We start from the raw sequence: 25992 nt of genomic DNA, 5'->3' as shown, positions 1-25992 counted from the left end.
GGTGGCCGTTTTTTTATGGTGTGAACCCGGATTTTGCCGTTGACCCGTCTATTGCTTCACAGTTTAAGCTTCCCTGCATCGGGTCACAGACCCTTCAGCGAGTGGTTGTCATGAAAATATCCGAACTGGCCCGGCGCTGCGGCCTGGCCCGCTCCACCCTGCTCTATTACGAGAAGCTGGGGGTGATTGCGGGCACGAGAGCCGCCAACGGCTATCGCCACTACGACGATGAAGATCTGCAGCGGTTGCTGATGGTGCAGGCCCTGCAGGCCGGCGGCCTCAGCCTCAAGCAGTGCCTCGCCTGCCTGGCGGGAGAGCTGGATCAGGCGACACTGGCAGCCCGGGTCAGGGAGCTGGATGAAGAGCTGGCGCGGATGCAACGCGCCCGGGATCTGCTTGCGGATCTCGCCGGTTTGCGTGCGCACTCCGGCGACGAGTTCAAGGCCTGGCAGCGGCAACTGCAGCATCAAGCCCCACAGGCCTACTTTGCCTGGGTGATGAAGCAGGGATTCAGTGAAAAAGAGCGTTACCACCTGCAGTGGCTGAGCAAAGACATGAACGAACATGAGCGCTACATCCGGGATTTCAAGCTGCTGCTGGACGGCATGAGCTATTGGGGGCCGGGCGATAGCCTCTTCACCCAGCAGCAGTTTGCCGCGCTGCCCAGCCAGCCTCGCCGGATCCTCGACATGGGCTGCGGGCGCGGCGCCGCCACAATGGCGCTGGCACAGGTGACGGACGCCACCATAGTGGCCATCGATCTGGACGAGGAAGCGCTGGCCGCCGTGGCCCGCAGCGCCAATGCGGCTGGGCTGAGTCATGTCACTACTCTGTGCGCCAACATGGCGGCGCTGCCGGCAGACCTTGCCCCCGCCGATCTCATCTGGGCCGAGGGGAGCGCCTACACCATAGGGGTGGCCAACGCCTTGCAGGCATGGCGGCCGTACCTTGCCGGTCCTGCTGCCAGCCTGGTGCTGAGCGACCTGGTGTGGCTGACTGACACGCCGCCAGAGGAGGCGCTGGCGTTCTGGCAGCGGGATTATCCCGCCATGCAGACCCTGGTGGGCCTGCTCAAAACGGTGCAGGAGGCGGGTTATCGCTGCCTGTGGCACACCCCGTTGCCGCAAAGGGCCTGGCACAACTATCTGGACCCCATCGAGCGCAATCTGGCGCGCCACAGTGCCGAGCTGGGGGATAGCCCCGCCTGGCAGGATCTGAGCCGGGAAGTGGCCATCCACCGCCAACACCTGGGCAGCTATGGCTATGTGATCTGCTGCCTGCAGGCAGTCTGATCAGGCCATCCATTGCAAGATAACAAACGGAGAAAACCTATGAACATCATCATTCGGCCCGAAACAGGCGCCGATCACGACGCCATTGAAGCGGTGACCGTGGCCGCATTCCTCAATGCCCCCCATACCGATCACAACGAGCAGCGGATCGTGCGCGACCTGCGCCAGGCCGGGGCGCTCAGCCTGTCGCTGGTGGCGGAGCAGGCGGGGCAAGTGGTCGGCCATCTCTGTTTCTCGCCGGTGACCATCAGTGATGGCAGCCCGCACTGGTATGGTCTTGGCCCCATTTCGGTCTCTCCTGCGCTGCACGGCAAGGGGCTGGGTTCACGGCTGATGGATGCGGGTCTGGCACAGCTCAAGGGGATGGGGGCGGCCGGCTGCGTGGTGCTGGGGGATCCCGGCTTCTACGGCCGTTTCGGCTTCGTGTCCGAGCCGGGGTTGACGCTGCCCGGTGTGCCGGCGGAGTACTTCATGGCTCGCTCGTTCGGCGCCGCCATGCCCCGTGGCGAAGTGTGCTACCACCCGGCCTTTGTGCAGGCGTGAGGGGCGGGCAAAGAGGGTGCTCCTTGCGCTCATTGTGGTTTTTAATTGCCGGCTTTATTGATAACGAGGGTTTTTAGTATCAATTCGTGGGTATTTGCAGGGTTTCAAATTCAATAAAAAGATGAATTGTGATATATTCGGCCTCGCTGAATCCTCTTTTAAAGAAGGGACTCCCCGCTTGTCACCCGCTGGCCGACGCTCGACCTGGCCGATGGCGCTCGCCATCGCCTGCCTTCTGTGGCTTGCCGCCTTCGCCGCGGCAGAGGTCGGTGCAGCCGTACGTCAGGCAGCGGTCGGCCAGGGCGCCTCGATGCAGTTGCATGAGCCGGCCGATCCCGGGCTGGTCAACAGCGTCAGCCTGCCGCCGGGCGGCCAGTGGCGGCTCAGCTTCGAGCAGGGTCGACGGCTGGAAGGGGCCGCTCAAGCCGAGCTCTATCAGGTGCTGCTGGCCTGGTTCCAGCACGATATCCTCGGCCTGCTCTGCGGCCTGCTGTTCTTCCTGCCCCTCATCTACCTCAGACAACTGAGCGACTACTTCGGTTATCTGCACCGGTGGCGCTTGAGCTGCCATCACCTGCAATTTCGTTTCCGCCACAGCGACTCGCGCCCGGCTGCTTGCTGAGCGCCCGTCCGCCCAAGGCTTGCTCCCTCGCTGATCGATGTCAGCCGCGAAGGCATGCCCGTGCGGTCCGGTGCCCTCCTTGCACCGTCTTCATGCCTGCCCGCCGGCGAGCACGAAGGCGGCTCCCGCCCCGTACACGTTGTGAGCCGACCCGATGGATTATTATGTAAACCTGTTTATTCACTCGATTTTTGTCGAAAACCTGGCGCTGGCCTTCTTCCTTGGCATGTGCACCTTCCTGGCTGTTTCCAAGAACATCAACACCGCCTTCGGCCTTGGCATGACGGTGCTGGTGGTCATGGTGATCGCTATTCCCCTCAACAACCTGATCTACCGCCATATCCTGCGTCCCGAGAGTACCTTCCTCGGCGAGTTTGATCTGAGCTTTCTCGATTTCATCGTCTATATCGGGGTGCTGGCGGCGCTGGTGCAGGTGATGGAGATGGTGCTGGACAAACATTTCCCGGCGCTCTATCACGCGCTCGGCATCTATCTGCCGCTGCTGACGGTGCATTGCGCCATCTTCGGCGGAGTGATGTTCATGGCCCAGCGGGATTACGATTTCATCGAATCCGTGGTGTACGGGGCGGGCTCAGGACTGGGCTGGCTGCTGGCCATTGTCGCCATCGCCGGTCTGCGTCAGAAGATGAAGTATTCGGATGTGCCAGAGGGGCTGCGCGGCATCGGCATCACCTTCATCGTGGCCGGACTGATGTCGCTGGGCTTCATGTCTTTTTCCGGCATCTCGCTCTAGCCGGCTGAGTGTTGCAACGGCCACGCAAGTGGCCGTTTTGCCATCTATCGGTCCTCGATCATCCCCAGCAGGCGGTCGTGTACCAGCGGCAGCTCCAGAAAACCGTCCCGATCGAGGAAGTGACCGCCATGCTCCAGGCTGTAGAGCGGCGCGGCCAGCTGTTCGCTCAGGTGCTGGCAGTAGCGATAGGGCACGATGGTATCGTCGCGGGAGGCGACCACGACCCGCCGGGGTGCCAGCGCCATGATGTGGGCCGGGTCATAACCCTGGGTCATGAAGGGAGCCAGCTCCGGCAGGGTGTGCAGCGGCTGATCGAAGCCGGATACCAGCAGGATCCCGCCCACCCGGCGGGAGGCGGGCAGGCGGCTCAGCTGGCGCAAGATGGTGATGCAGCCGAGGCTGTGGCCCAGCAGAAAGGTCCGCTCATCGTGATCCTGCACCAGGCTGTCCATGGCTGCGTCCCAGGCGGCGGGTTGTGGATGGTGGGGATCAGGCATGGCCAGCACCTCGACCCGGATATCGCGGGCTTCGAGCCGTGCCTTGAGCCAGGGAAACCAGTGGGAGTGGGGGGAGGCGGTATAGCCGTGCACGATGAAGACGCGGGTGTGTGACATAAGCAGGATCCTGAAACGGGGCGACAGGGAACAAACAGGGCGTGCGCAGCGACGCAGGCCGGGGCGGCCTCATCATACCAGCGCCAGCCGGGTGGTGGCACGCCCCTGTCCGGGTGGTACAAGGGCGGGATAAACCGTTCAACCCAGCCGTTTGGCCATGTTGTAGCCGGTGATGGCGAAGCCCGCCTCCTGGTAAAGGGCGAGGGCGCGCGGGTTGTCGTGGGCGACCCGCAGGGTGATCTGGCGGATGCCGCTGCGTTTGAGCTCGGCTTCCAGCAGCGCCATGGCGGCCTTGCCGATCCCCCGGCTGCGGTGAGCCGGTGCGACATAGAAGTCATAGATAAAGGTGGCGGCGCCGTCGCTGTCGATGGCGTGCCAGAGATAACCCAGTGGCTCCTCCTCGACGGGGGTAACTGCTCCCTTTGTATCGGCGGGCAGGATGCAGAGCAGGTGGTGACCGGCGCTGGCCACCCCTTGCGGCAGATAGCGCTGCAGAGAGGCCTCGGCCTTGTGGCGGGCGGTGGCGAGATCGTGGCCCTGGTTGCTGGCGAGATCCTGCGCGTACTCCTCGATGAAGCAGGCGCAATAGGCGGGGTAGTGCTGCTCGCTCATGGGCAGCAAGCGGATAAGCGGTGTTGGCATCCTGCAGATCACTCAAGGGGAGAAGGGAGGCTCACGTTAACCCGGCGGCGAAGTGAGTGCAAACGGCGCTGGCCGTGGTCGGCAGCCAAAACGGCGTCAGCCCGTGGCCGGCCCATAAAAAAAGAGCGCCCAAGGGCGCTCTTTTTTGACCAGGGGGAGCGAGGTTATTTCACCTCTTCGCCCTTGGCTTGCAGGTCCGCATGGTAGGAGGAGCGGACGAAGGGACCGCAGGCGGCGTGGGAGAAGCCCAGCCCCATGGCCACGTCTTTGAGCTCGTCGAACTCTGCGGGCGGCACGTAGCGCTTCACCGGCAGGTGGTGGCGGCTCGGTTGCAGATACTGGCCCAGGGTCAGCATGTTGACGCCGTGCTCGCGCAAGTCCTTGAGTACCTGCACGATCTCTTCGTTGGTTTCGCCCAGACCCATCATGACGCCGGACTTGGTCGGCACATGGGGGTGCATCTCCTTGATCCGGCGCAAGAGCTCCAGCGACCACTTGTAGTCGGCACCCGGACGGGCGACCCGGTACATGCGCGGGGCGGTTTCCAGGTTGTGGTTGAACACGTCCGGCGGGGTCTCGCGGAACACTTCCAGTGCCTGCTCCATCCGGCCGCGGAAGTCCGGGGTCAGGATCTCGATGCGGGTCTGCGGGCTGTGCTCGCGGATCTGTTTGATGCAGTCGGCGAAGTGCTGGGCACCGCCGTCACGCAGATCGTCGCGGTCCACCGAGGTGATCACCACGTATTTCAGCCCCATCTCCTTGATGGTCAGCGCCAGCTTCTTCGGCTCGTCCGGATCAAGCGCCAGCGGGCGGCCGTGGGCCACGTCGCAGAAGGGGCAGCGACGGGTGCAGATGGCGCCCATGATCATGAAGGTGGCGGTGCCGTGGTTGAAGCACTCCGCCAGGTTGGGGCAGGAGGCCTCCTCACACACTGAGTGCAGCTTGTTCTTGCGCAGGGTGCTCTTGATGTGCTCGATCTTCTGGCTCGACGGCGGCAGCTTGATCCGCATCCAGTCCGGCTTGCGCAGCACTTCCTCGTTGGGATCCGGCATGAATTTCACCGGGATCAGGGCCATCTTGTCGCCATCGCGCAGCTTGACGCCCGGCTCCATACGAACGGGTTTGCTCATGATTCACTCTCGGTGTTTGTTATTGTCTGGTTGATAGCCACCAGGGTCATCTCGGTGCCCTCATGGCCACGCAGCATGGGCTCGCTCATGCCGCCTCTTCGGTATTCGTGATTGTCTCATAGCCAATCAGGCTGGCCAGTTCGGCCACCAGCATCGCTTGCGCCTCGGCCACGCTCTGCGGGCCGCCCAGGGTGCTGGTCTGGGTCATGGCCATGCCCGCATAGCCGCACGGATTGATGCGCAGGAAGGGGGTCATGTCCATGTTGACGTTGAGGGCTAGGCCGTGGAACGAGCAGCCCTTGCGGATGCGCAGACCCAGGGACGCCAGTTTGGCTTCTGTCTGCAGCGAGGCGCCGAGCTGGTTCTTCACATAGACGCCGGGGGCGTCGGGTTTGGCATAAGCCTCAATCCCGCTCTTGGCCAGGGTGTTGATGATGGCGGTCTCGAGGCAGGTCACCAGCTCGCGCACCGTCAGCTTGCTGCGGCGCACATCCACCAGCACGTAGAGCACCAGCTGGCCAGGGCCGTGATAGGTCACCTGGCCACCGCGATCGCTCTGCACCACCGGGATGTCGCCGGGGGCGAGCAGATGTTCGGCCTTGCCGGCCTGACCCTGGGTGTAGACGGGGTCGTGCTCCACCACCCAGAACTCGTCCGGGGTGTCGGGGGTACGGCTGTCGGTGAAGGCCTTCATGGCATCCCATACCGGCTGGTAGGGACGGCGGCCCAGCTGTCTGACCAGCAGCCGGGGGGCTGACGATGGTGATTCGGCGGGGGTTTGGAGTGACATCTTTCCTCACTGACAGGCGCTGGGGTCGGCCAGCGCGGCCACGACAGCCGGCTGGCAAATAATCAGTCGCCCCGGTGGCGGGGCGAGAGAGGCGACTTACAGGACGTAGCGAACCAGCTCTATGTTACCGAGTGCGGTATACATGGCTTCGATATGTTCCTTGCTCTGGGCGGTCACAGTGACCCGGACCGAGTGGTAGTTGCCCTTGGAGCTGGGCTGCACGGTCGGGCTGTAGGTACCGGGGGCGTGCTGCTGCAGCACTTCCACCACCATGTCCGGCAGCGCCGGGTCGGCAACGCCGAGCACCTTGAACGGGAACTTGCAGGGGAACTCCAGCAGTTCATCAAACTTGGTATTCATTTACTCACCTTTTGGTGTCGTCATGGGACGACTTCATCGCTTGTGGCTAGTGGCCGATGGCCCATCAGGGCCGCCATCTACGTCTGTGGCGGGCACTGCTCAAGTGTATATGGGCATTGCCCAGGCCGGGATCAAGGTCCGGTCTGGCAGACGAGGCATGGAGGTGCTGCTTTTTACCACAAATCGTCAGTCGGCGGAACCTGCAGATTGCAGGGTTATTGACTGGCCCGACCGCAAAAGACAGCAGCGGCGCCTGTTGGCGCCGCTGTTTGGTCAGGTTTGTGCGCGGGTTACTTGAACCAGCTGGAGACCAGCATCACCAGGTAATCCCACAGACGGCTCATCAGGCCACCTTCCTGCACCTCTTCCAGGGCGACCAGCGGAACCTGCTTGATCTCCTTGTCACCTTGCTTGAGGAACACGGTACCGACCCGTTGGCCCTTGGCCAGCGGTGCCTTCAGCTCGCTTTCGAGCTGGAAGTCAGCCTTGAGGTTGTTGCCCTGGCCACGGGTGACCAGCACGGAGACGTCCTTGTCGACGCCCAGTTTCACTTCAGACTTGTCGCCCATCCAGATCTTCTGGGTCACCAGCTCGGTGCCGGCCTTGTACGGGGTCAGGCTCTGGAAGAAACGGAAACCGTAGGTGAGCAGTTTCTTGCTCTCGGCGGCGCGGGAGGCTTCGCTGCTGGCACCCAGCACCACGGCGATCAGGCGCATGCCTTCGTTGTTGGTGGCGGAGGAGACCAGGTTGTAGCCGACCTGGCTGACGTGGCCGGTCTTGATGCCGTCAACTTGCAGGGATTGATCCCACAGCAGACGGTTGCGGTTGTGCTGGGTGATGCCGTTGAACACGAAGGACTTCTGGGCGTAGATCTTGTACTCGTCCGGCAGGTCGCGGATCAGGGCCTGGCCCAGGCGCGCCATGTCGTGGGCGGTACTGTAGTGACCTTCCGCATCCAGTCCGTGCGGGTTCATGAAGTGGCTGTCGTTCATGCCGAGCTTGGCGGCCCAGCTGTTCATCAGGCTGGCGAAGGAGTCGGTGCTGCCGGCCAGGAATTCGGCCATGGCGACGCAGGCGTCGTTGCCGGACTGGATGATGATGCCCTTGTTGAGATCATCGACCGAGACCTGCTTGCCCACCTCGATGAACATCTTGGAGGAGTCGGAGTAGTTCTTGGACCAGGCGTTCTGGCTGATGGTCACCATGTCGGTGCGCTTGATGTTCCCCTTCAGCAGCTCCTGGCCGATGATGTAGGAGGTCATCATCTTGGTCAGACTGGCGGGCGGCAGACGCTCTTCGGCGTTCTGCTCGGCCAGCACCTGACCCGAGTAGTAGTCGATCAGAATATGGGCCTTGGCGGAGATCTCCGGCGCGGCGGGAACGACCACGGGGTTGGCGTTCGGGGTCGGTACAGGCGTGTTGGCCTGAGCGGTGGCGCTTATCAGGGAGGCCAGAATAACTGAACGGGCAAATTTGGACATCTTGAAATTCCTGGAGCCTGGTTGGGGTAACCCAAGTTAAAAATGCGGGCTTCACTATACCAGAAGCGACCGTCGGTCAAAGCCCGACGTGCCATCTGGCCTGGTTTTTTATCCATCCATTGCCGCCATCACGCCGGGAAACGACGTGATGGCGGGCGGTTGGCGGTGGTTCATGCTGGGTGAGCCACTCCGCGATCAGGGGACGATGAAGGCTTGCTCCAGCCCCCCCTGACGGATCTGTTCGAGCAGGGCGCTCTGCTGAGCGGCGGGGACCGGTCCCAGCAGGACCCGGAAGATGGCACCGTGGGCCGCCACCTGGTAGGGCACCCCATGGCGCTGGGTCATCACCTTGCCCATCGCCTCGGCCCGCGCCTGCGAGCCGCTGGCCAGCACCTGGATCATCTTGCCCTCGCCGCTGCTGGCGGGCGCGGCCGCCTTGGCCGCTGCCGGTTTGGCAGGTTTGGTAACCGGAGCCTTGACGGGGGCCGGTTTGGCGGCAGCCGGTGTGGCCATGGCCAGCTCGGTGGGCTGGCCGACGAAGCCGTCCTGAGCTGCAGGGGCAGCGGCAGCCGGTGTGGTCGGTGTCATCTCGATGGGCTTCATGGGGGCCATGATCACCATCTGGTCCGGGGTGTCGTTGATGAGCTCGACCCGCACCCGTGCCTCGCCCCCTTCCACCATCTCCAGCTGCTTGGCGGCCGCATGGGAGAGATCGATCAGCCGGTCGCTGCCGAAGGGGCCGCGATCGTTGACGCGCACTATGGTCTCCAGCCCGTTGTCCAGGTTGGTGACCCGCACATAGCTTGGCAGCGGCAGGTTGCGGTGGGCGGCGCTGAACAGTTTGCTGTCCTGCACGTCGCCGTTGGCGGTCTTCTGGCCGTCCAGATCCTGCGCCAGCCAGCTGGCGGTCCCCTCTTCGCTGTAGTGCTTGATGTCGCGCCACACCTCGTTCTTCTGCTTGCCTATCCAGTAATCCCGGTTGCCGCTGGCGCTCAGGGGTTCGGGGCGCGGGATGGCGCCGGTGGCCTGCGGGATTTCGATGACCTGGGGTTTTTCCGGCTGGATCGGTTCGGGAGGCGGGGGAAGCTGCTCTGGCTGGCTGCTACAGGCGGCCAGCAACAGGGTCAGGCTGAGCGGGAGAAGTTTGTGGCTGTAATGCATACGCGTCCTGGATTGCTTGACTGAGTTGATACACCGCCATCGCATAGAGCGGGCTGCGGTTATAGCGGGTGATCACATAAAAATTGTGGCGCGCGACCCAGTATTCCGGTCCATCGGCCTGTTCCAATGCCAGCAGTTTCACCGGCGTGTCGGGTGCCAGCGGGGTGGCGAGTTCAATGCCTGCGGTGGCCAGCTCGGCCCAGGTCTGGGTCAGCTCGGGGGCAGGCCCCAGCAGGGTACCCACTGGCGCCAACCCGATCAAGGCGGGTTCGACCGGCGACTCCCCCCAGCGCCACTGGTGCTCGGCAAAATAGTGGGCAACGCTGCCGATGGCATCCACCGGATTGGCGAACAGATCGCGCTTGCCGTCGCCGTCGAAGTCGACCGCGTAGTGGCGATAGCTGGAGGGCATGAACTGACCCATGCCCATGGCGCCGGCATAGGAGCCCTTCAGGCGGGTGAGCGGCCACTTCTCTTCCCGGGCAAGCAGCACCAGCTGGGCAAACTCCTTGGCAAAGAAATCTGCCCGTTCGGGGTAGTGGAAGCCTAGGGTATAGAGGCTGTCGAGCACCGGATGGCGGCCCATCTGGCGGCCGTAGAAGGTTTCGATGCCGATGATGGCGACGATGAGCGAGGCCGGCACCTGGTAAGTCTGTTCGGCCCGCGCCAGGGTGGCGGCGTGGCGTTGCCAGAAGTCGACGCCGTCCCGGATCCGCTCCGGGGTGATGAACAGCGGCCGGTAACGGTGCCAGGGTTTGGCCTCCCAGGGGTGGCTGATGGTGTCGAGCACCTCTTGGCGCAAGCTGGCCTGGGCCGCGGCGGCCTGCAGCTCGGCCAGCGGCACCTGTTGCTGCTCGGCGAGCCGGGCGAGCCCCGGAGGCTCGACGGCCGCCGTTGCGGTCAGGGCAACGAGAGAGAGCAGCAAACCGGCCAGTCGCATCAGGCGAGCAGCCTTCTGTGGGTCTGGATGGACATCAGGATGCCGAAGCCGGCCATCAGGGTCACCATGGAGGTGCCGCCGTAGCTCACCAGCGGCAGGGGGACCCCCACCACGGGTAGTATGCCGCTCACCATACCCATGTTGACGAACACGTAGACGAAGAAGGTGAGGGTCAGGGCACCGCCCAGCAGGCGTTCGAAGCTGTTCTGGGCCTGCATGGAGATGAACAGGCAGCGGCTGATGATGTAGAGGTAGATCACCAGCAAGAGGGCGACTCCTACCAGACCGAACTCCTCGCTGAACACCGCGAAGATGAAGTCGGTGTGGCGCTCGGGCAGGAATTCGAGCTGGGACTGGGTGCCCTGCAGCCAGCCCTTGCCGAACACGCCGCCGGAGCCGATCGCTATCTTGGACTGGATGATGTGATAGCCGCGACCGAGCGGGTCCTTCTCAGGATCCAGCAGCATCAGCACCCGCTGGCGCTGGTAGTCGTGCATCAGGAAGAACCAGAGCACCGGCATGAAGGCACAGATCAGCAGCACCGCCAGCCCGATCAGCCACCAGCTGATCCCCGCCAGGAAGATCACGAAGAAGCCGGAGGCGGCCACCAGGATGGAGGTGCCGAGATCGGGCTGGGCCGCGATCAGCAGGGTGGGCAGCAGCACCATGATGAGACTCAGCACCAGGTGGCTGAACTTGGGTGGCAGCGAGTGGCGGCTGAGCCAGGCGGCCACCATGATGGGCATGGAGAGCTTCATCACCTCGGAGGGCTGAAACTTCATGAAGCCGAGGTCCAGCCAGCGCTGGGCCCCCTTGCCGATATGACCGAACACGTCCACCGCGACCAGCAGCAGCACCACCACCACGAACAGCGGCACCGACCAGCGGGCATAGAGGGAGGGGGGCAGCTGGGCCATGCCGATCATCAGGGCGAACGCCAGCCCGCCGCGCACCAGCTGGCGCACGATGGAGTCGACGTCCTGGCCGGAGGCGGAGTAGAGCACCACCATGGAGAGGGACATCAGGGTCAGCAGGCCGAGCAGCAGCGGCAAGTCGATGTGCAGCTTGTACCAGATGCTCTGCTGGCGAGCGGAATTACTCATGAGGAGCGACCTCTTCAGATTGGGGCTTCTTGGCCGGCGCCGGCGGTAGTTGCGGCTCCGGTGGCAGCAGGTAGGCGTCCAGCATCTGGCGGGCCACCGGAGCGGCCATGCTGCTGCCGCCACCGGCGTTTTCCAGTACCAGGGCGACGACCGCCTTGGGTGCTTCGAACGGGGCGAACGAGACGAACAAGGCGTTGTCGCGGTGCTCCACCTTGGTGGTGGCCGCGTTGTAGACCTGGTTCTCCTTCAGCCCCACCACCTGGGCGGTACCGGACTTGCCTGCCGCCTTGTAGGGGGTGTTGGCAAAGGCGCGCCGACCGGTTCCCTCGTGACCGTTGATGACCCGCCACATGCCGTCCTTGGCCACCTGCCAGTAGCTGTCGCTCTTGGTCTGGATGGCCATGTTCGGGTTGATGGGGGCATTGACCACGCCATCGATGGAGGCGGTGCTCTTGAGCAGGTGCGGCGTCACGTCGTGGCCGTTCTGGGTCAGGATGCTGATGGCCTTGGCCAGCTGGATCGGGGTGGCGCTCCAGTAGCCCTGGCCGATGCCGATGGAGATGGTGTCACCCTGATACCAGGGCTGGCGCCAGCGGGCCATCTTCCAGTCGCGCGACGGCATCACCCCCTTGGTCTCCTCGTACAGATCGACGCCGCTGTACTGACCGAAGCCGAACTTGGTCATGTAGCTGTTGATCTTGTCGATGCCGACCCGGTAGGCGAGATCGTAGAAGTAGGTATCCGCCGACACTTCGATGGCGCGGTAGACGTCGAGCCAGCCGTGACCCCAGCGGCGCCAGTCGCGAAACTTCTTGGTGGTGCCGGGGATGGAGAAGCTGGGACCGCCGAAGTAGCGGTAGTTGGGGGTGATTGCCCCCTCGTTGAGCCCCATCACCGCCATCATGGGCTTGACGGTGGAGGCGGGGGCATAGATGCCCTGGGTGGTGCGGTTCACCAGCGGCCTTGCCGGATCGTTGAGCAGCGCCGAGTAGTTGGCGCTGGAGATGCCGGTCACGAACAGGTTGGGGTCGTAGCTCGGGCTCGACTCCATGGCCAGAATGGCGCCGGTATTGGGATCCATCATCACGATGGCGCCGCGGCGACCGGCCAGCAATTCTTGTGCCTTGAGCTGCAGCCGGATGTCGATGTTGAGGTAGATGTCCTTGCCGGGCTCGGGCGGCTGGAACTTGAGGGTACGCACCACCCGGCCGCGGTTGTTGACCTCGACCTCCTGGTAGCCTGCCACGCCGTGCAGCTGATCCTCGTAGTACTTCTCCACCCCCTGCTTGCCGATGTCCTTGGTGGCGGCATAGTTGGCGAGCTTGTCCTCCTTGTCGAGGCGCTCCACGTCGCGGGTGTTGATCTTGGCCACATAACCCAGTGCGTGGGTGAGGGTGTCACCAAACGGATAGTAGCGCTTGAGATAGGCCTCGATGCTGACCCCGGGGTAGTTGTGCTGGTTGACCGAGAAGAGGGCGACCTGATACTCAGTCAGCTTCTCGAACAGGGCCACCGGTTTGAAGCGGCGCTGGCGCTTGACCTCGGCCAGGAACTTCTCCTTGGTGCCCTCCGGCAGCTTCAGCAGGGCGATCAGCTCGTCGGCGGTCCTCTCCAGATCCTTGGTCTCTTCCGGCACTATTTCCAGGCTGTAGACCGGGCGGTTCTCCGCCAGCAGCACGCCGTTGGCGTCATAGATGAGGCCGCGCGGCGGCGCCACCGGCACCACCCGGATGCGGTTGTCGTTGGAGCGGGTCTGGTAGGTGTCGTAAGACTCGACCTGCAGGTAATAGAGGTTGCCCAGCAACACCAGCATCAGCACTATCATGCCGATGTAGGCGACCAGGGTACGTCGGAAGAAGAGGCGACCCTCGGCGCTGTGGTCGCGCATCTCGATGCGATTCTTCAGCATGCCGCTACCTTATGACTGTCGAGCAGGTGAGAAACGGGGTGCAGATATGCATGCTCACGCTCTGTGATTCTGGTTTGAGAGGGGGATGCTGGAATAGTGCATGGCTCACTCTCTGTGATACGGATGATTGGTTGTGATGCTCCAGGCGCGATAGAGGCTCTCGGCTACCAGCACCCGCACCAGCGGGTGGGGCAGGGTCAGCGGCGACAGCGACCAGCTCTGTTCGGCGGCAGCCTTGCACTCGGGCGACAGCCCTTCAGGGCCGCCCACCAGCAGGGCCACATCGCGGCCATCCAGCTTCCAGGCTTCCAGCTGCACGGCGAGCTGCTCGGTGGTCCAGGGTTTGCCGGGAATATCCAGGGTCACGATACGCGAACGACCGGCCGCCGCCAGCATGGCTTCCCCCTCTTTTTGCAGAATGCGGGGGATGTCGGCATTTTTGCCACGTTTGCCGGCGCCGATCTCGACCAGCTCGAACGGCATGTCTTTGGGGAAACGACGACGATACTCTTCGAAGCCATGCTCTACCCAGGCGGGCATCTTGGTGCCCACCGCAATCAACTGGATCTTCATCGTTTATTACACTTGTACTCGGTTATTGCGCGTTCACTTGAGCGGTGCCGCTCCAGAGTTTTTCCAGCTGGTAGAAGTCGCGATGCTCATCCTGCATCACGTGCACGATCACCGACCCCAGATCCACCAGTACCCATTCGCCGGTGAGCTGGCCTTCCACGCTCAGCAGATCGAGCCCGGCATGGCGGGCCTCGCTGGCCAGATGGTGGGCGATGGCGCTGACGTGACGGCTGGAGTTGCCGGAACAGACGATCATGGTGTCGGTGATGCTGGATTTGCCGCGTACATCGAGGGTGATGATGTCGCGGCCTTTCATGTCATCGATCTTGTCGACGATAAAGGCATGCAATTCTTGACCTTGCAATGAGTCTCTCCTGTATTCCGGCGCGCTTTCACGGCGTGAGGGCGGCGGATTATATCATGGTCACTCCCGTTTCCCAGTGCGGCGAAGGGGAGTGGAACAGGGGCCGTGCCCGCTTGGCAAACTCGCCCCCTGTTGATCACTATAGTGCGCGATCCGTGCCGGACAACCGCCGGCCGCGATCGGGTTCATGCCGGCTGGTACAGTCCCTGCTGACGGATGTATTGCGCCACCGACGGCGGCAGCAGATAACGGGGATCCGCGCCCGTTGCCAGCAGCGCCCGCAGGCGGGTGGCCGACAGTTCGACCGGCAGATTGTCCGCCAGCCAGATGCGGCCGTGACGCAGCCGATGCAGATCTGCCACCTGCCGGCTCTGGTGGCGGGCCAGCAGCTCGGCCACCTCGGCCGGGTAGTCCGGCTGCCAGCCGGGGCGGGTACTCACCACCAGGTGGGCGTAATCGAGCAGCTCCTGCCAGCGGTGCCAGCTCGGCAGGGCGAGCAGGGAGTCCATCCCCATCAAAAAGCAGAGTGGGGTATCCGGCAGTTCATGACGCAGCTCGATGAGGGTATCGATGGTCCAGGAGGGGGTGTCCCGCTTGAGCTCCCGCTCATCCACCACGAAGCCCGGGTTTTCCGCCGCTGCCAGGGCGACCATGGCCAGGCGCTGTTCGCTCGAGCAGAAGGGGCTGGCGCGATGGGGCGGAATATGGTTCGGCAGCAGGCGCACTTCGGCCAGGCCCAGGGCGTCGCGGGCCTCGATGGCCGGGCGCAGGTGACCGATGTGGATGGGATCGAACGTCCCCCCCAGAATGCCGATGGGCGGTTTCAACATGGGCTCCCTCCGGTGACGGCTGGGATGTCGACGGGCTGGCTCATGCGTCAGATCCCGCCAGCGGCAAGGGGGTGCCATCGCGAAAACCGAGGGCAAGGGTCTGCAGCATCAGCCAGGCCTGTTCGGTATCGAAGCGACGCTGGGCGTCGTCGAGCCGGGCCATCAGTTGCCACAACTGCTGCAGCTTGGCGAAGGGCAGCCTGGTCAGCGCCTGTTGAATGAGCTGCTGGCGGCTCTGCCAGATGCGCAGGCGGGAGAAGTGCTCCACCAGCGGCTGACCGGCCCTGGCCGCCAGCGCCAGTTCGGTGAGCTGCTCCAGCTCGCGGCAGAGGGCCCAGGCCAGCATGCCGGGCTCGGTGCCCTCGGCCCGCAGGGCCAGCAGGATGCGCTGGGCCCGGTTCACCTTCCCTTCCAGCAGGGTGTCGATGAGCTGGAACGGGGTGAAGTGGGCGTGGCGGATGATGGTCTCCTGCAGATAGGCGACGCTGATGGGCTGGGGCGGTGCCAGCAGGGTCAGCTTCTCTATCTCCTGGCTGGCGGCCAACAGGTTGCCCTCGTAGGAGTGGCACATGAAGTTGACCGCATCCGGTAGCGCCTTGAGGCCGAAGCGCTGGAAGCGGGCGCTCATCCAGCGCGGAAAGAAGCGGGGCTCGGGGTGGTTGACCGGCACATAGGTGCCGCTCTGGCTCAGCTTGTCGAACCAGGCTGCCTTCATCTGGGTCTGGTTGAGGCGATTACCACTCAGCACCAGCAGCAGGTCGGGGTGCAGTTGTTTGCCGATCTCGCTGATGCGGGCGGCCAACTCCTTGTCGACCTTGGCTGGCAGCTCCAGCTCGATGATCTGGCGGGCCGAGAACAGGCTCATGGCCTGGCAGGCATCGTAGACCTGATTCCAGTCCAGTCCCTGTTCCACCACGAAGCTGTGGCGCTCATCGAAGCCCTGTTTGCGCGCCACCTGGCGCACGGCGTCGATGGCTTCCAGCTTGAGCAGGGGCTCGTCCCCAAAAATGAGATAACAGGGCTTGAGCCCTGCTTTGAGATGGTCCGCGAGTTGTTCAGGGTAAATCCGCATCAGAGCCTGGCCTGGTTGAGGGGGAAGGATGCACGGTCGATGGCTTGCTCATTCTTGAACAGGGGATCGTCCCCAAAAATGAGATAGCAGGGCTTGAGCCCTGCTTTGAGGTGATCCGCAAACTGCTCGGGATAGACTCTCATCAAGATACTCGCATCAGAACTTGACCTGGCTGAGTTGGCGGATGACCAGGTTGGCGGCCTGCTCCTGCATCTCCTTGCCAAGCTGCTCCTGCTCGCGGGAGGAGGCGAGCGCCGCATCCGGCTTGTTCAGGAAACTGCGGTTGAAGGCGATGGGGAAGACCTGAGTCGGTTTGCCCGGCATGGAGACGGTGAACTGGGTGTTGTAGCCCAGCACGTATTCACGGGCCTGGCCGATGGAGTCGACGGAGGCGACCTGACTGGTGCTGCCGACGCCGGACAGGGTCAGCACCGGGATGCCCTCCTTGTCGGCAAGCTGCACACCGGCCGCCTTGAGGCGGGTGGTGACCAGTCGATAGAAATCGCTCTTGTTGTCACCGACCACTTTCATGGTCATCAACTCGGGCGGGATGGCGGTGCCGCGCATCTGAAAACCGCAGGCCTGCAGCAGCAGACCGGTCAGCAGTATGGTCAGCCAGCGAGTGAGGGTGGTGCCCATAGAAAATCCTCTTTGCATGAAGTGAAGAGCGGCGGGCGCAGGGCCCGCCGTTATCATCCGTTTGCTGTTACCGCCTGGCAATCAGACGGTCAGTCTGCATGGCCAGGCGGTATGGCATCAGTTGGCCACGATGTTGAGCAGTTTGCCCGGCACGTAGATCACCTTGCGCACGGTCAGGCCGTCGGTGAACTTCTGCACCGAGGCATCGGCCATGGCCAGTTTCTCGACATCGGCCTGGCTGATCTCGGCCGGCACGGTCAGCTTGCCGCGCATCTTGCCGTTGATCTGCACCACCACCAGCTTCTCGGTCTCGACCATGGCCGCTTCGTCGGCCACCGGCCAGACGGCGTGATCCACGTCGTCGCCCTTGCCCAACATCTTCCACAGCTCGAAGCCGATGTGCGGGGTGATGGGGTAGAGCATGACCACGACCGCTTCCAGCGCTTCCTGCATCAGGGCGCGATCCTGCTCGTCGCTGCCCAGCTTGGCCAAGTTGTTCATCAGCTCCATGATGGCAGCGATGGCGGTGTTGAAGGTCTGACGGCGACCCACGTCGTCGCTCACCTTGGCGATGGTCTTGTGCAGCTCGCGGCGCACGGCCTTCTGCTCGGCGCTGAGTGCAGCCACATTCAGTGCGGGAGCTACACCGGCACTGACATGCTCGAAGGTGATGCGCCACAGACGGCGCAGGAAGCGCTGGGCACCCTCGACACCGGAGTCGGACCACTCCAGGGTCATCTCGGCCGGCGAGGCGAACATCATGAACAGACGCACGGTATCGGCGCCGTAACGCTCCACCATCAGCTGCGGGTCGATGCCGTTGTTCTTGGACTTGGACATCTTGGTCATGCCGGAGTGGATCACTTCACGGCCTTCATTGTCGACGGCCTTGGTGATGCGGCCTTTCTCGTCACGCTCCACCTTGACGTCGGTCGGGCTGACCCAGACGTTGCCGCCCTTCTCGTCTTTGTAGTAGAAGGCGTCGGCCAGCACCATGCCCTGGCAGAGCAGGCGCTTGAACGGCTCGTCGCTGTTCACGAGGCCAGCGTCACGCAGCAGCTTGTGGAAGAAGCGGGCGTAGAGCAGGTGCATACAGGCGTGCTCGATACCGCCGATGTACTGATCCACCGGCAGCCAGTGGTTGGCAGCAGCCGGATCCAGCATGCCCTTGTCGTAGTCCGGGGAGCAGTAGCGGGCGTAGTACCAGGAGGACTCCATGAAGGTGTCGAAGGTATCGGTCTCGCGGAACGCTTCCTGGCCGTTGTAAGTGGTCTTGGCCCACTCGGCGTCGGCCTTGATCGGGCTCTGGATACCGTCCATCACCACGTCTTCCGGCAGCAGTACCGGCAGTTGGTCTTCCGGGGTCGGCACGACGGTGCCGTCGGCCAGGGTCAGCATCGGGATGGGGGCACCCCAGTAGCGCTGACGGGAGACACCCCAGTCGCGCAGACGGAAGTTGACGGTACGCTTGCCGCAGCCAAGGCTCTCCAGCTTGCTGGCGATGGCATCGAATGCCGGCTGGAACTCGAGGCCGTCGAACTCGCCTGAGTTGAACAGCACGCCCTTGTCGGTGTAGGCGGCCTCGATCACGTTTGGCAGCTCGCCATCGACCGGCTTGATGACCGGCTTGATCTCGAGGCCGTACTTGGTGGCGAACTCATGGTCGCGCAGGTCGTGGCCCGGTACCGCCATCACGGCACCGGTGCCGTAGTTCATCAGCACGAAGTTGGCGACCCAGACCGGCACCTTGCGGCCATCCAGCGGGTGAATGGCGTAGAGGCCGGTGGCCATGCCCTTCTTCTCCATGGTGGCGAGCTCGGCTTCGGCCACCTTGGTGTTCTTGCACTCTTCGATAAAAGCGGCCAGTTCCGGATTGTGCTGGGCTGCCTGCAGCGCCAGCGGGTGGCCGGCGGCGATGCCCACATAGGTCACGCCCATAAAGGTGTCCGGACGGGTGGTGTAGACCTCCAGATGCTCAGCCTGACCCTCGATGGCGAAGCTGATGTTGACCCCTTCGGAGCGGCCAATCCAGTTGCGCTGCATGGTCTTGACCATCTCCGGCCAGCCTTCGAGGTTGTCGATGTCGCTGAGCAGCTCTTCGGCGTAATCGGTGATCTTGATGAACCACTGGGGGATCTCTTTCTGCTCCACCGGGGTGTCGCAGCGCCAGCAGCAGTTGTCCACCACCTGCTCGTTGGCCAGCACGGTCATGTCGTTCGGGCACCAGTTGACGGAGGAGGTCTTCTTGTAGACCAGACCCTTCTCGTAGAGCTTGGTGAAGAACCACTGTTCCCAGCGGTAGTAGTCCGGCTTGCAGGTGGCCAGCTCGCGATCCCAGTCATAACCCAGACCCAGCATCTTCAGCTGGTTCTTCATGTATTCGATGTTTTCGTAGGTCCAGGGCGCCGGTGCCGTGTTGTTCTTGATGGCGGCGTTTTCCGCCGGCAGGCCGAATGCGTCCCAACCGATGGGTTGCAGCACGTTCTTGCCATTGAGGCGTTGATAACGGGAGATCACATCACCTATGGTGTAGTTGCGAACGTGCCCCATGTGTAGACGACCAGACGGATAGGGGAACATGGAGAGGCAGTAGAACTTTTCCTTGTCTACTTTCTCCACCGCCTTGAAGGTTTTCTTGGCATCCCAGTGCTTTTGCACTGCTGGTTCTATGGATTGGGGAACGTATTGCTCTTGCATTGGTGACATCCGGATCTGTGAAATGGATAGATAAATCAGCTGGGAAATCGCAATAGAATACCCATATCCTGCGGCGGCAACAACCGCCAGCGTCCCTCGGGCCTTAAGCCGGGCCTGATCAGGGTTCAGTAGAGGAGTAACGGCCATGGACAAACGTCAAAAAGGGTACGAAGCCTTCATTGCCGAGCTGCAAAAGCAGTGGCAAGAGACAGAACAGTTCCAGGGGGAGCGCCTCAACCGGATGATCGCCAAGGTGCAGGCCTATCTGGAGGCGGCCGGGGATCTGACCCAGGACGAGCTGGCGCTGATCGCCGAGTATGTGAAGCGGGATCTGGGCAACTATGACGAGGGGCGCAAGGATGAGCAGGTGGAGGAGTCCGCCTTCATGCTGGCGCTCAAAGACACCGCCTGGTCCTGGCTGGCGGATGTGACCGACCGCACTCAGGTAGAGTGGCAGGAGCTGGCGGACGAGCTGGAGCACAAGGGCGTCTACCGGGCCGGCGACTGGGTGGGGCTCGGGGTCTTGGTGTGCGATCACTGCGAGTGGCGCCATACCGTGCTGCACCCCGAGCAGCTCGGCACTTGTCCTGAGTGCGGAGCCGATGAGTATCACCGTGAGCCACTGTCTCCTTGAGTGGCCAGACGGAGCCAAGTCATAAAAAGAGGCGCCTAAGGGCGCCTCTCTCATTTATCGGGTTGTACGACTGGGTCAGCCTTTGCGCGCCCAGGGGTGGGCGCGGGGGCGCAGCCCCAGTCCCAGCGCCAGCAGCAGAGCGGCGATGCCATACATGGGCCAGCTGCCAAGGCGCAGGTAGGGGGTCTCGCCGTGGGCGGGACGCACCTCGGTGCGCAGCACGCCAGCCTCGAACTGCGGGATCTGGGCGATGATGCTGCCGTCGATCTCGGTGACGATGGTGATGCCGGTGTTGGTGTCGCGCAGCAGCGGGCGGGCCAGCTCGAGGGCGCGCATGCGGGCGATCTCCATGTGCTGCCAAGGGCCGATGCTGGTGCCGAACCAGGCGTCGTTGGAGACGGTCAGCAGGAAGTCGGTATCCGGCTGCACGTTGCGGCGCACCTCGTCCGGGAAGATGATCTCGTAGCAGATGGCGGCAGCAAATTTGAGCCCCTTGGCGATCAGGTTCGGCTGCACCTCGTCACCGCGGCTGAAGGAGGACATGGGCAGGTTGAAGAAGGGAGCGATGGGACGCAGCAAATCTTCAAGGGGCACGAACTCGCCGATGGGCAACAGGTGGTATTTGTAGTAACGGTTCTTGTGCTGGTAGTAGTAGGACTCCTTGCCTTCCGCATCCTGCACCCCCATGCCGAGCACGGTATTGAAGAAGCGCTGCTGCTCGAGATCGTAGTGGATGATCCCCGCCAGCAGGCCGGTATCGTTCACCTTCATCGCCTTGTCCAGGCTCTCCAGGTAGTTGCCCATCTCCTTCTCGATGGCCGGAATGGCCGATTCCGGCCAGACGATGATGTCGGCGTCCTGGTTCTCGCGGCTGAGATCCTGATACTTGCGCACCGTCGGCACCAGCGCCTCCGGATCCCACTTGAGGGACTGTTCGATGTTGCCCTGCACCAGCGCCACCTTGACCGGTTCACCGCGGGTTACCCAGTTCAGCTGCATCAGCCCCTGGGCGGCGCCCACCAGGGCCACCGGTACCAGCAGCCAGGCCGGCTTGCGGCTCTGCCAGAGCAGCCAGAGGGCGGAGGCGGTCAACAGCAGCGCCAGGGTGATGCCCTGCACGCCGAGGATGGGGGCAAAGCCCTTGAGCGGCCCGTCAATCTGGCTGTAGCCGAACCAGAGCCAGGGGAAGCCGGTCATCACCCAGCCGCGCAGCCAGTCGGCCATCAGCCAGAGCGCCGGGAAGGCGAGCAGCCAGCGGCTCCAGTGGCGACCGCTGAAGAAGCGGGCGAAGGCCCAGCAGGCCAGCGTCGGGTAGAGCGCCAGATAGGCCGACAGCCCGGCCAGCAGCACGAAGGCCACCGGCAGCGGAATGCCGCCGAACATGGTCATGCTGACGTGGATCCACCAGAGCCCCGGCAAAAACAGCCCCATGGCGTAGCCAAAGCCGCGCCAGGCCGCCTGCTTGGGGTTGGCCTTGTCCAGCAGGGCGTAGAGACCGAGCAGGGAGGGGATCACCAGCGGCCAGTAGTTGAAGGGCGAGAAGGCGAGCACGGCGATGGCGCCAGAGGCCATGGCAAACAGGCTGGTCAGGAGTTTTGATTTCACGGGCTGTAATTTCACGGGCGATAAGGCTCGGATTGAACTGCAATGGGTTGAGTGGCCGGTATCTTAACCCGTAAAGGCGGTCAACGGCGAGCCTCCCGGCCGACGGCCCGAAGCGAGGGAATAAAAGGGCGATGACGGGCCCTGTGACTCGTGGGAAGCAGAGGTGGTGTGCGCTCAAACGAACAGCGCCCCGACGGGCGGGGCGCTGTTGGCAAGGATCAAGGCTTATTGGGCCTCGGACTGGGCCGCGACATGGTTGTCGGGGATCTTCACCTGCAGCTGCTGCAGGCGGCGCTTGTCGGCGTGCATCACCTTGAACAGGTAGCCTTCCAGCTCGATCTCCTCACCCTTCTTGGGCAGGTGGCTGAAGGCGTGCATCACCAGACCGCCCACCGTATCCACCTCTTCATCGCTGAACTGGGTGCCGAAGAAGTCGTTGAAATCTTCGATCTCGGTGAGGGCGCTGACGGCGAACACCCGCTTGCTGATACGGCGGATCTCGTCCGGCTCATCCTCGATGTCGTCGAATTCGTCGTCGATCTCGCCGACGATGAGCTCGAGGATGTCCTCGATGGTCACCAGACCTGAGACGCCGCCGAACTCGTCCACCACGATGGCCATGTGGTAGCGCTCTTCACGAAACTCTTTGAGCAGACGGTCGACCCGCTTGCTCTCGGGGACGATCACCGTGGGACGCAGGATCTTCTCCAGCTGCAGCGGTTCGCTGGCGTGGTGGCCGCCAAACCCGAATGGCAGCAGATCCTTGGCGAGCAAGATGCCCTCCACGTGATCCTTGTCTTCGTTGATCACCGGGAAGCGGGAGTGACCCGACTCGATGATCACCGGCAGGATCTCGTCCACTGGCTGGGATTTCTCGATGGTCACCATCTGGGAGCGGGGGATCATGATGTCGCGTACGCGCAGCTCGGCAATTTCGAGCACGCCCTCGATCATGTCCTTGGTGTCCTGATCGATGAGATCGCGCTCTTCGGCGTCGGCTATCACTTCCACCAAATCGTTGCGGTCTTTTGGCTCGCCCTGGAAGAGTTGGCTGAGTTTGTCGAGCCAGGTTTTCTTCGGCGAGCCGGTACTAGGGTGATCGTCGGTCATTTTCTCTCTTGGTTACTCGTATGAACACACTTGAAATCGTTGTGGCTATATGAGGATGGGCATCGGCTGTTTCAAGACGATGACCATCCGGTTCTTTACTCTTCGTCGTTCAGATAAGGATCGGCGAAACCGAGCTCCTGCATGATGTCGCGCTCGAGCGCTTCCATCTCTTCGGCCTCGTCATCCTCGATATGGTCATAACCTAGCAGATGCAGACTGCCGTGCACAACCATGTGGGCCCAGTGGGCCATCAGCGGCTTGTCCTGTTCGACGGCTTCGTGCTCCACCACCTGGCGGCAGATCACCAGATCGCCGAGTAGCGGCAGCTCCAGGCCGGGTGGGGCCTCGAACGGGAAGGAGAGCACGTTGGTGGGCTTGTCCTTGCCGCGATAGGTGAGGTTGAGCTCGTTGCTCTCCGCCTCGTCGACGATGCGCACCGTCACTTCGGCCTCCTGCTGGAAGCCAAGAATGGTGCCGTCGAGCCAGCCCTGCAGCTGGGCCTCACTCGGCAGGCCGTCGGTGCTGGCACTGGCCAGTTGCAGATCCAGGGTCACGCTCATTGGGCACTCTCTTTGCTGGTGTGGGGGGCGACTTTGTCGGCCGCCTGTTTGGCATCGAACGCCTCGTAGGCTTGCACGATGCGGGCCACCACCGGGTGGCGTACCACGTCCTTGGATTCGAAGAAGTTGAACGACAGGCCGTCGACATCCTGCAGCACTTCCAGCGCGTGGCGCAGGCCCGACTTCTGGTTGCGGGGCAGGTCTACCTGGGTGATGTCGCCGGTGACCACCGCCTTGGAGTTGAAGCCGATGCGGGTCAGGAACATCTTCATCTGCTCGGTAGTGGTGTTCTGGGCCTCATCGAGAATGATGAAGGCATCGTTCAAGGTGCGGCCGCGCATATAGGCGAGCGGCGCCACCTCGATGATGTTGCGCTCCATCAGCTTCTCCACCCGCTCAAAGCCCAGCATCTCGAACAGGGCGTCGTAGAGCGGGCGCAGGTAAGGGTCCACCTTCTGGGAGAGATCGCCGGGCAGGAAGCCGAGCTTCTCGCCCGCTTCCACCGCCGGACGGGTCAGCAGAATGCGGCGAATTTCCTGACGCTCCAGCGCGTCCACCGCCGCCGCCACCGCAAGATAGGTCTTGCCGGTCCCGGCAGGGCCGATGCCAAAGCAGATGTCGTGGCGCACGATATTGGCGATGTACTGGGCCTGGTTGGGGCTGCGCGGCTTGATGAGGCCGCGCTTGGTCTTGACCGTCACCTCCTTGCCATAAGGAATGCTCGGCGCCGGCTCGTCATCCTGCTCCAGCACCCGCGATTCCTGAATGGCCAGATGGACCATGTCGGGGGTGATGTCGGTCACCTTGCCACCCTTGAGCGGCTGGGTTTCCACATAAAGGTGCTTGATGATGACGGCGGCCGCCTCCACCTGGGCCTGCTTGCCCAGCAGCTGGAAGTGGTTGTCGCGGTAGCTGATCTCGACGCCGAGGCGGCGTTCCAGCTGTTTGACGTTGTCATCGAACGGACCGCACAGACTGGCGAGACGCTGGTTGTCGGCGGGTTCCAGATGCAGATTCAGGGTCGAGATGTGTCGGCTCAAAGTGTCCTCGTCTTGACGCGATCCCATCCGGCCGGGGCCGGATGGGGTGAACAGATTAGTGGGGAGTGAAGGCGGCCACGCCCAGCGGGTCCGGTACGTTGTCCGGGCGGCGGGCGAGGATCTCGCTCGGGGCGGTGGCGATGCGCAGGTTCATCTCGTTCTCGCCGCGCAGGAATTTGCCGCGCAGGGAGTTGGGACGCACCTCGGTGATCTCCACGTCAGCAAAGCCGCCGATCAGGGTATGCGGGCCTTCGAAGTTGACCACCCGGTTGTTCTCGGTGCGACCGCACAGCTGCATGGGGTCGAGCTTGGAGGGCCCTTCCACCAGGATGCGCTGGGTGGAGCCCAGCATGGCGCGGCCAATCTGCATCGACTGGTTGTTGATGACATGCTGCAGGCGGGTCAGGCGGGCTTTCTTCACCTCCATGTCGACGTCATCGGGCAGATCGGCGGCCGGGGTACCGGGGCGCGGGCTGTAGATGAAGCTGAAGCTCATGTCGAAGTTGATCTCTTCGATGAGTTTCATGGTGGCCTCGAAATCCTCGTCCGTCTCGTTCGGGAAGCCGACGATGAAGTCGGAGCTGATGGTGATGTCGGGACGGGCGGCGCGCAGGCGACGGATCTTGGACTTGTACTCCAGCACGGTGTGCGGGCGCTTCATCATGGTCAGGATGCGGTCGGAGCCGCTCTGCACCGGCAGGTGCAGGAAGCTGACCACTTCCGGGGTGTCCTTGTAGACCTCGATGATGTCGTCGGTGAACTCGATGGGGTGGCTGGTGGTATAGCGAATGCGATCGATACCGTCGATGGCGGCCACCAGCCGCAGCAGCTCGGCGAAGGTGCAGATGCCGCCGTCGAAGGTCGGGCCCCGATAGGCGTTGACGTTCTGGCCGAGCAGGTTCACTTCGCGCACGCCCTGCTGGGCGAGCTGGGCGATTTCATAGAGCACGTCGTCGAGCGGGCGGCTCACCTCCTCGCCGCGGGTGTAGGGCACCACGCAGAAGGAGCAGTATTTGGAACAGCCTTCCATGATGGAGACGAAGGCGGTCGCCCCTTCGGCGCGCGGCTCGGGCAGGCTGTCGAACTTCTCGATTTCCGGGAAGGCGACGTCTACCTGGGCGCCGCGCCCCTCCTGCACCTGCTTGATCATGGTGGGCAGGCGATGCAGGGTCTGCGGGCCGAAGACGATGTCCACATAGGGGGCGCGAGTGCGGATGTTGTCCCCCTCCTGGGAGGCGACGCAGCCGCCCACGCCGATCACCAGACCGGGTTTGTTTGCCTTGAGCTTCTTCCAGCGTCCCAGCTGGTGAAACACCTTCTCCTGCGCTTTTTCGCGGATGGAGCAGGTGTTGAGCAGCAAAACGTCTGCCTCTTCGGGCTCTTCGGTAAGCGTGTAGCCATTGCTGGCATCCAACAGGTCGGCCATCTTGGACGAGTCGTACTCGTTCATCTGGCAACCCCAGGTTTTGATGTGAAGTTTTTTGCTCATTGCTTCTCTTGACTTGTTTTGAATGCGGCATGGTCAAA

The 25992-nt window shown here is 63.0% G+C and carries 26 protein-coding genes and 1 pseudogene; 5 read left to right on the top strand and 22 right to left on the bottom strand.

Going from position 1 to position 25992, the window contains the following annotated elements:
• The first annotated feature begins 110 nt into the window (after window positions 1-110).
• From QLG02_RS02840 to nqrE, 4 genes are all read left to right on the top strand, one after another.
• Window positions 111-1292 (top strand): MerR family transcriptional regulator, encoded by a 1182-nt coding sequence (locus tag QLG02_RS02840; protein WP_282464459.1) that lies wholly within the window; start codon window positions 111-113, stop codon window positions 1290-1292.
• A gap of 39 nt (window positions 1293-1331) precedes the next feature.
• Complete coding sequence (locus tag QLG02_RS02835; RefSeq protein ID WP_282464458.1) at window positions 1332-1835, top strand: N-acetyltransferase; 504 nt, start codon at window positions 1332-1334, stop codon at window positions 1833-1835.
• A gap of 178 nt (window positions 1836-2013) precedes the next feature.
• Window positions 2014-2457, top strand: coding sequence for a hypothetical protein (locus QLG02_RS02830; RefSeq protein ID WP_282464457.1), 444 nt, complete (start codon window positions 2014-2016; stop codon window positions 2455-2457).
• A gap of 154 nt (window positions 2458-2611) precedes the next feature.
• A complete protein-coding gene (gene nqrE / locus QLG02_RS02825; protein WP_011707038.1) occupies window positions 2612-3211 on the top strand; it encodes an NADH:ubiquinone reductase (Na(+)-transporting) subunit E in 600 nt (199 codons plus the stop codon).
• A 44-nt stretch (window positions 3212-3255) separates the two neighbouring features.
• On the opposite strand, the gene QLG02_RS02820 is transcribed toward nqrE, so the two are convergent.
• The 17 genes and pseudogenes from QLG02_RS02820 to leuS form a co-directional block, all read right to left on the bottom strand.
• Window positions 3256-3825: an alpha/beta fold hydrolase gene (locus tag QLG02_RS02820; RefSeq protein ID WP_282464456.1), complete on the bottom strand. Its 570-nt coding sequence runs from the start codon at window positions 3823-3825 to the stop codon at window positions 3256-3258.
• A gap of 138 nt (window positions 3826-3963) precedes the next feature.
• Complete coding sequence (locus QLG02_RS02815; protein WP_282464455.1) at window positions 3964-4467, bottom strand: GNAT family N-acetyltransferase; 504 nt, start codon at window positions 4465-4467, stop codon at window positions 3964-3966.
• 164 nt (window positions 4468-4631) lie between these two features.
• A complete protein-coding gene (gene lipA, locus QLG02_RS02810; RefSeq protein ID WP_011707035.1) occupies window positions 4632-5597 on the bottom strand; it encodes a lipoyl synthase in 966 nt (321 codons plus the stop codon).
• Between the two features lie 85 nt (window positions 5598-5682).
• Window positions 5683-6387: a lipoyl(octanoyl) transferase LipB gene (gene lipB, locus QLG02_RS02805; protein WP_282464454.1), complete on the bottom strand. Its 705-nt coding sequence runs from the start codon at window positions 6385-6387 to the stop codon at window positions 5683-5685.
• A gap of 96 nt (window positions 6388-6483) precedes the next feature.
• Window positions 6484-6747, bottom strand: coding sequence for a DUF493 family protein YbeD (gene ybeD / locus QLG02_RS02800; RefSeq protein WP_005298227.1), 264 nt, complete (start codon window positions 6745-6747; stop codon window positions 6484-6486).
• A gap of 290 nt (window positions 6748-7037) precedes the next feature.
• A complete protein-coding gene (locus QLG02_RS02795; protein WP_011707032.1) occupies window positions 7038-8228 on the bottom strand; it encodes a D-alanyl-D-alanine carboxypeptidase family protein in 1191 nt (396 codons plus the stop codon).
• A gap of 195 nt (window positions 8229-8423) precedes the next feature.
• Window positions 8424-9389, bottom strand: a complete 966-nt coding sequence (locus QLG02_RS02790; protein WP_282464453.1) for a septal ring lytic transglycosylase RlpA family protein — start codon at window positions 9387-9389, stop codon at window positions 8424-8426.
• Complete coding sequence (gene mltB / locus QLG02_RS02785) at window positions 9331-10329, bottom strand: lytic murein transglycosylase B (RefSeq protein ID WP_282464452.1); 999 nt, start codon at window positions 10327-10329, stop codon at window positions 9331-9333. The genes QLG02_RS02790 and mltB overlap by 59 nt, the downstream gene beginning before the upstream one ends.
• Entirely contained in the window at window positions 10329-11432 is a 1104-nt protein-coding gene (gene rodA / locus QLG02_RS02780; protein ID WP_016351680.1) for a rod shape-determining protein RodA, read from the bottom strand. Before rodA ends, mltB begins: the two co-directional genes overlap by 1 nt.
• Window positions 11425-13341, bottom strand: coding sequence for a penicillin-binding protein 2 (mrdA, locus tag QLG02_RS02775; RefSeq protein ID WP_011707027.1), 1917 nt, complete (start codon window positions 13339-13341; stop codon window positions 11425-11427). The genes rodA and mrdA overlap by 8 nt, the downstream gene beginning before the upstream one ends.
• A gap of 105 nt (window positions 13342-13446) precedes the next feature.
• Entirely contained in the window at window positions 13447-13914 is a 468-nt protein-coding gene (gene rlmH / locus QLG02_RS02770; protein WP_005298242.1) for a 23S rRNA (pseudouridine(1915)-N(3))-methyltransferase RlmH, read from the bottom strand.
• A 22-nt stretch (window positions 13915-13936) separates the two neighbouring features.
• On the bottom strand, window positions 13937-14278 hold the full coding sequence (gene rsfS / locus QLG02_RS02765; RefSeq protein WP_011707026.1) for a ribosome silencing factor: 342 nt from the start codon (window positions 14276-14278) through the stop codon (window positions 13937-13939).
• A 185-nt stretch (window positions 14279-14463) separates the two neighbouring features.
• Window positions 14464-15108, bottom strand: coding sequence for a nicotinate-nucleotide adenylyltransferase (nadD, locus tag QLG02_RS02760; RefSeq protein ID WP_282464451.1), 645 nt, complete (start codon window positions 15106-15108; stop codon window positions 14464-14466).
• A gap of 40 nt (window positions 15109-15148) precedes the next feature.
• Window positions 15149-16180 carry a DNA polymerase III subunit delta gene (gene holA / locus QLG02_RS02755; RefSeq protein WP_282464450.1) on the bottom strand — a complete coding sequence of 344 codons (1032 nt, stop codon included), beginning with the start codon at window positions 16178-16180 and terminating at the stop codon, window positions 15149-15151.
• 35 nt (window positions 16181-16215) lie between these two features.
• A pseudogene (locus QLG02_RS02750) lies at window positions 16216-16323 on the bottom strand (DNA polymerase III subunit delta); the annotation flags it as partial.
• A gap of 13 nt (window positions 16324-16336) precedes the next feature.
• Window positions 16337-16819, bottom strand: a complete 483-nt coding sequence (lptE, locus tag QLG02_RS02745) for an LPS assembly lipoprotein LptE (RefSeq protein ID WP_016351676.1) — start codon at window positions 16817-16819, stop codon at window positions 16337-16339.
• Window positions 16820-16936: 117 nt separating this feature from the next.
• On the bottom strand, window positions 16937-19516 hold the full coding sequence (leuS, locus tag QLG02_RS02740; RefSeq protein ID WP_282464449.1) for a leucine--tRNA ligase: 2580 nt from the start codon (window positions 19514-19516) through the stop codon (window positions 16937-16939).
• Window positions 19517-19661: 145 nt separating this feature from the next.
• Here leuS and QLG02_RS02735 point away from each other — a divergent pair, with 145 nt between their 5' ends.
• Window positions 19662-20150, top strand: a complete 489-nt coding sequence (locus QLG02_RS02735; RefSeq protein ID WP_005298255.1) for a zinc ribbon-containing protein — start codon at window positions 19662-19664, stop codon at window positions 20148-20150.
• A 75-nt stretch (window positions 20151-20225) separates the two neighbouring features.
• Here the strand turns inward: QLG02_RS02735 and lnt are convergent, their stop codons facing one another.
• From lnt to miaB, 5 genes are all read right to left on the bottom strand, one after another.
• Window positions 20226-21770 carry an apolipoprotein N-acyltransferase gene (gene lnt, locus QLG02_RS02730; protein WP_202001858.1) on the bottom strand — a complete coding sequence of 515 codons (1545 nt, stop codon included), beginning with the start codon at window positions 21768-21770 and terminating at the stop codon, window positions 20226-20228.
• Window positions 21771-21980: 210 nt separating this feature from the next.
• Window positions 21981-22865, bottom strand: a complete 885-nt coding sequence (gene corC, locus QLG02_RS02725) for a CNNM family magnesium/cobalt transport protein CorC (protein ID WP_011707019.1) — start codon at window positions 22863-22865, stop codon at window positions 21981-21983.
• Between the two features lie 95 nt (window positions 22866-22960).
• Entirely contained in the window at window positions 22961-23425 is a 465-nt protein-coding gene (ybeY, locus tag QLG02_RS02720; RefSeq protein ID WP_269383267.1) for an rRNA maturation RNase YbeY, read from the bottom strand.
• A complete protein-coding gene (locus QLG02_RS02715) occupies window positions 23422-24465 on the bottom strand; it encodes a PhoH family protein (protein WP_029299326.1) in 1044 nt (347 codons plus the stop codon). The genes ybeY and QLG02_RS02715 overlap by 4 nt, the downstream gene beginning before the upstream one ends.
• Before the next feature lie 55 nt (window positions 24466-24520).
• Entirely contained in the window at window positions 24521-25954 is a 1434-nt protein-coding gene (gene miaB / locus QLG02_RS02710; protein ID WP_011707016.1) for a tRNA (N6-isopentenyl adenosine(37)-C2)-methylthiotransferase MiaB, read from the bottom strand.
• Between the last annotated feature and the right edge of the window lie 38 nt (window positions 25955-25992).

The organism is Aeromonas sp. V90_14, assembly GCF_029967615.1.
GTDB lineage: Bacteria > Pseudomonadota > Gammaproteobacteria > Enterobacterales > Aeromonadaceae > Aeromonas > Aeromonas hydrophila.
This window is presented reverse-complemented; position numbering and strand designations above follow the sequence as displayed.

Bases quoted from the DNA above. Each gene is read 5' to 3' on its own strand.
- QLG02_RS02735 (WP_005298255.1), top strand. From the start codon at position 19,662: ATGGACAAACGTCAAAAAGGGTACGAAGCCTTCATTGCCGAGCTGCAA.
- nqrE (WP_011707038.1), top strand. From the start codon at position 2,612: ATGGATTATTATGTAAACCTGTTTATTCACTCGATTTTTGTCGAAAAC.
- ybeY (WP_269383267.1), bottom strand. From the start codon at position 23,425: ATGAGCGTGACCCTGGATCTGCAACTGGCCAGTGCCAGCACCGACGGC.
- QLG02_RS02835 (WP_282464458.1), top strand. From the start codon at position 1,332: ATGAACATCATCATTCGGCCCGAAACAGGCGCCGATCACGACGCCATT.
- lptE (WP_016351676.1), bottom strand. From the start codon at position 16,819: ATGGGCACCACCCTCACTCGCTGGCTGACCATACTGCTGACCGGTCTG.
- nadD (WP_282464451.1), bottom strand. From the start codon at position 15,108: ATGTTGAAACCGCCCATCGGCATTCTGGGGGGGACGTTCGATCCCATC.
- QLG02_RS02840 (WP_282464459.1), top strand. From the start codon at position 111: ATGAAAATATCCGAACTGGCCCGGCGCTGCGGCCTGGCCCGCTCCACC.
- ybeD (WP_005298227.1), bottom strand. From the start codon at position 6,747: ATGAATACCAAGTTTGATGAACTGCTGGAGTTCCCCTGCAAGTTCCCG.
- QLG02_RS02795 (WP_011707032.1), bottom strand. From the start codon at position 8,228: ATGTCCAAATTTGCCCGTTCAGTTATTCTGGCCTCCCTGATAAGCGCC.
- miaB (WP_011707016.1), bottom strand. From the start codon at position 25,954: ATGAGCAAAAAACTTCACATCAAAACCTGGGGTTGCCAGATGAACGAG.
- rodA (WP_016351680.1), bottom strand. From the start codon at position 11,432: ATGAGTAATTCCGCTCGCCAGCAGAGCATCTGGTACAAGCTGCACATC.
- mltB (WP_282464452.1), bottom strand. From the start codon at position 10,329: ATGCGACTGGCCGGTTTGCTGCTCTCTCTCGTTGCCCTGACCGCAACG.
- rlmH (WP_005298242.1), bottom strand. From the start codon at position 13,914: ATGAAGATCCAGTTGATTGCGGTGGGCACCAAGATGCCCGCCTGGGTA.
- QLG02_RS02790 (WP_282464453.1), bottom strand. From the start codon at position 9,389: ATGCATTACAGCCACAAACTTCTCCCGCTCAGCCTGACCCTGTTGCTG.
- corC (WP_011707019.1), bottom strand. From the start codon at position 22,865: ATGACCGACGATCACCCTAGTACCGGCTCGCCGAAGAAAACCTGGCTC.
- QLG02_RS02815 (WP_282464455.1), bottom strand. From the start codon at position 4,467: ATGCCAACACCGCTTATCCGCTTGCTGCCCATGAGCGAGCAGCACTAC.
- lipB (WP_282464454.1), bottom strand. From the start codon at position 6,387: ATGTCACTCCAAACCCCCGCCGAATCACCATCGTCAGCCCCCCGGCTG.
- QLG02_RS02820 (WP_282464456.1), bottom strand. From the start codon at position 3,825: ATGTCACACACCCGCGTCTTCATCGTGCACGGCTATACCGCCTCCCCC.
- leuS (WP_282464449.1), bottom strand. From the start codon at position 19,516: ATGCAAGAGCAATACGTTCCCCAATCCATAGAACCAGCAGTGCAAAAG.
- lipA (WP_011707035.1), bottom strand. From the start codon at position 5,597: ATGAGCAAACCCGTTCGTATGGAGCCGGGCGTCAAGCTGCGCGATGGC.
- mrdA (WP_011707027.1), bottom strand. From the start codon at position 13,341: ATGCTGAAGAATCGCATCGAGATGCGCGACCACAGCGCCGAGGGTCGC.
- holA (WP_282464450.1), bottom strand. From the start codon at position 16,180: ATGCGGATTTACCCTGAACAACTCGCGGACCATCTCAAAGCAGGGCTC.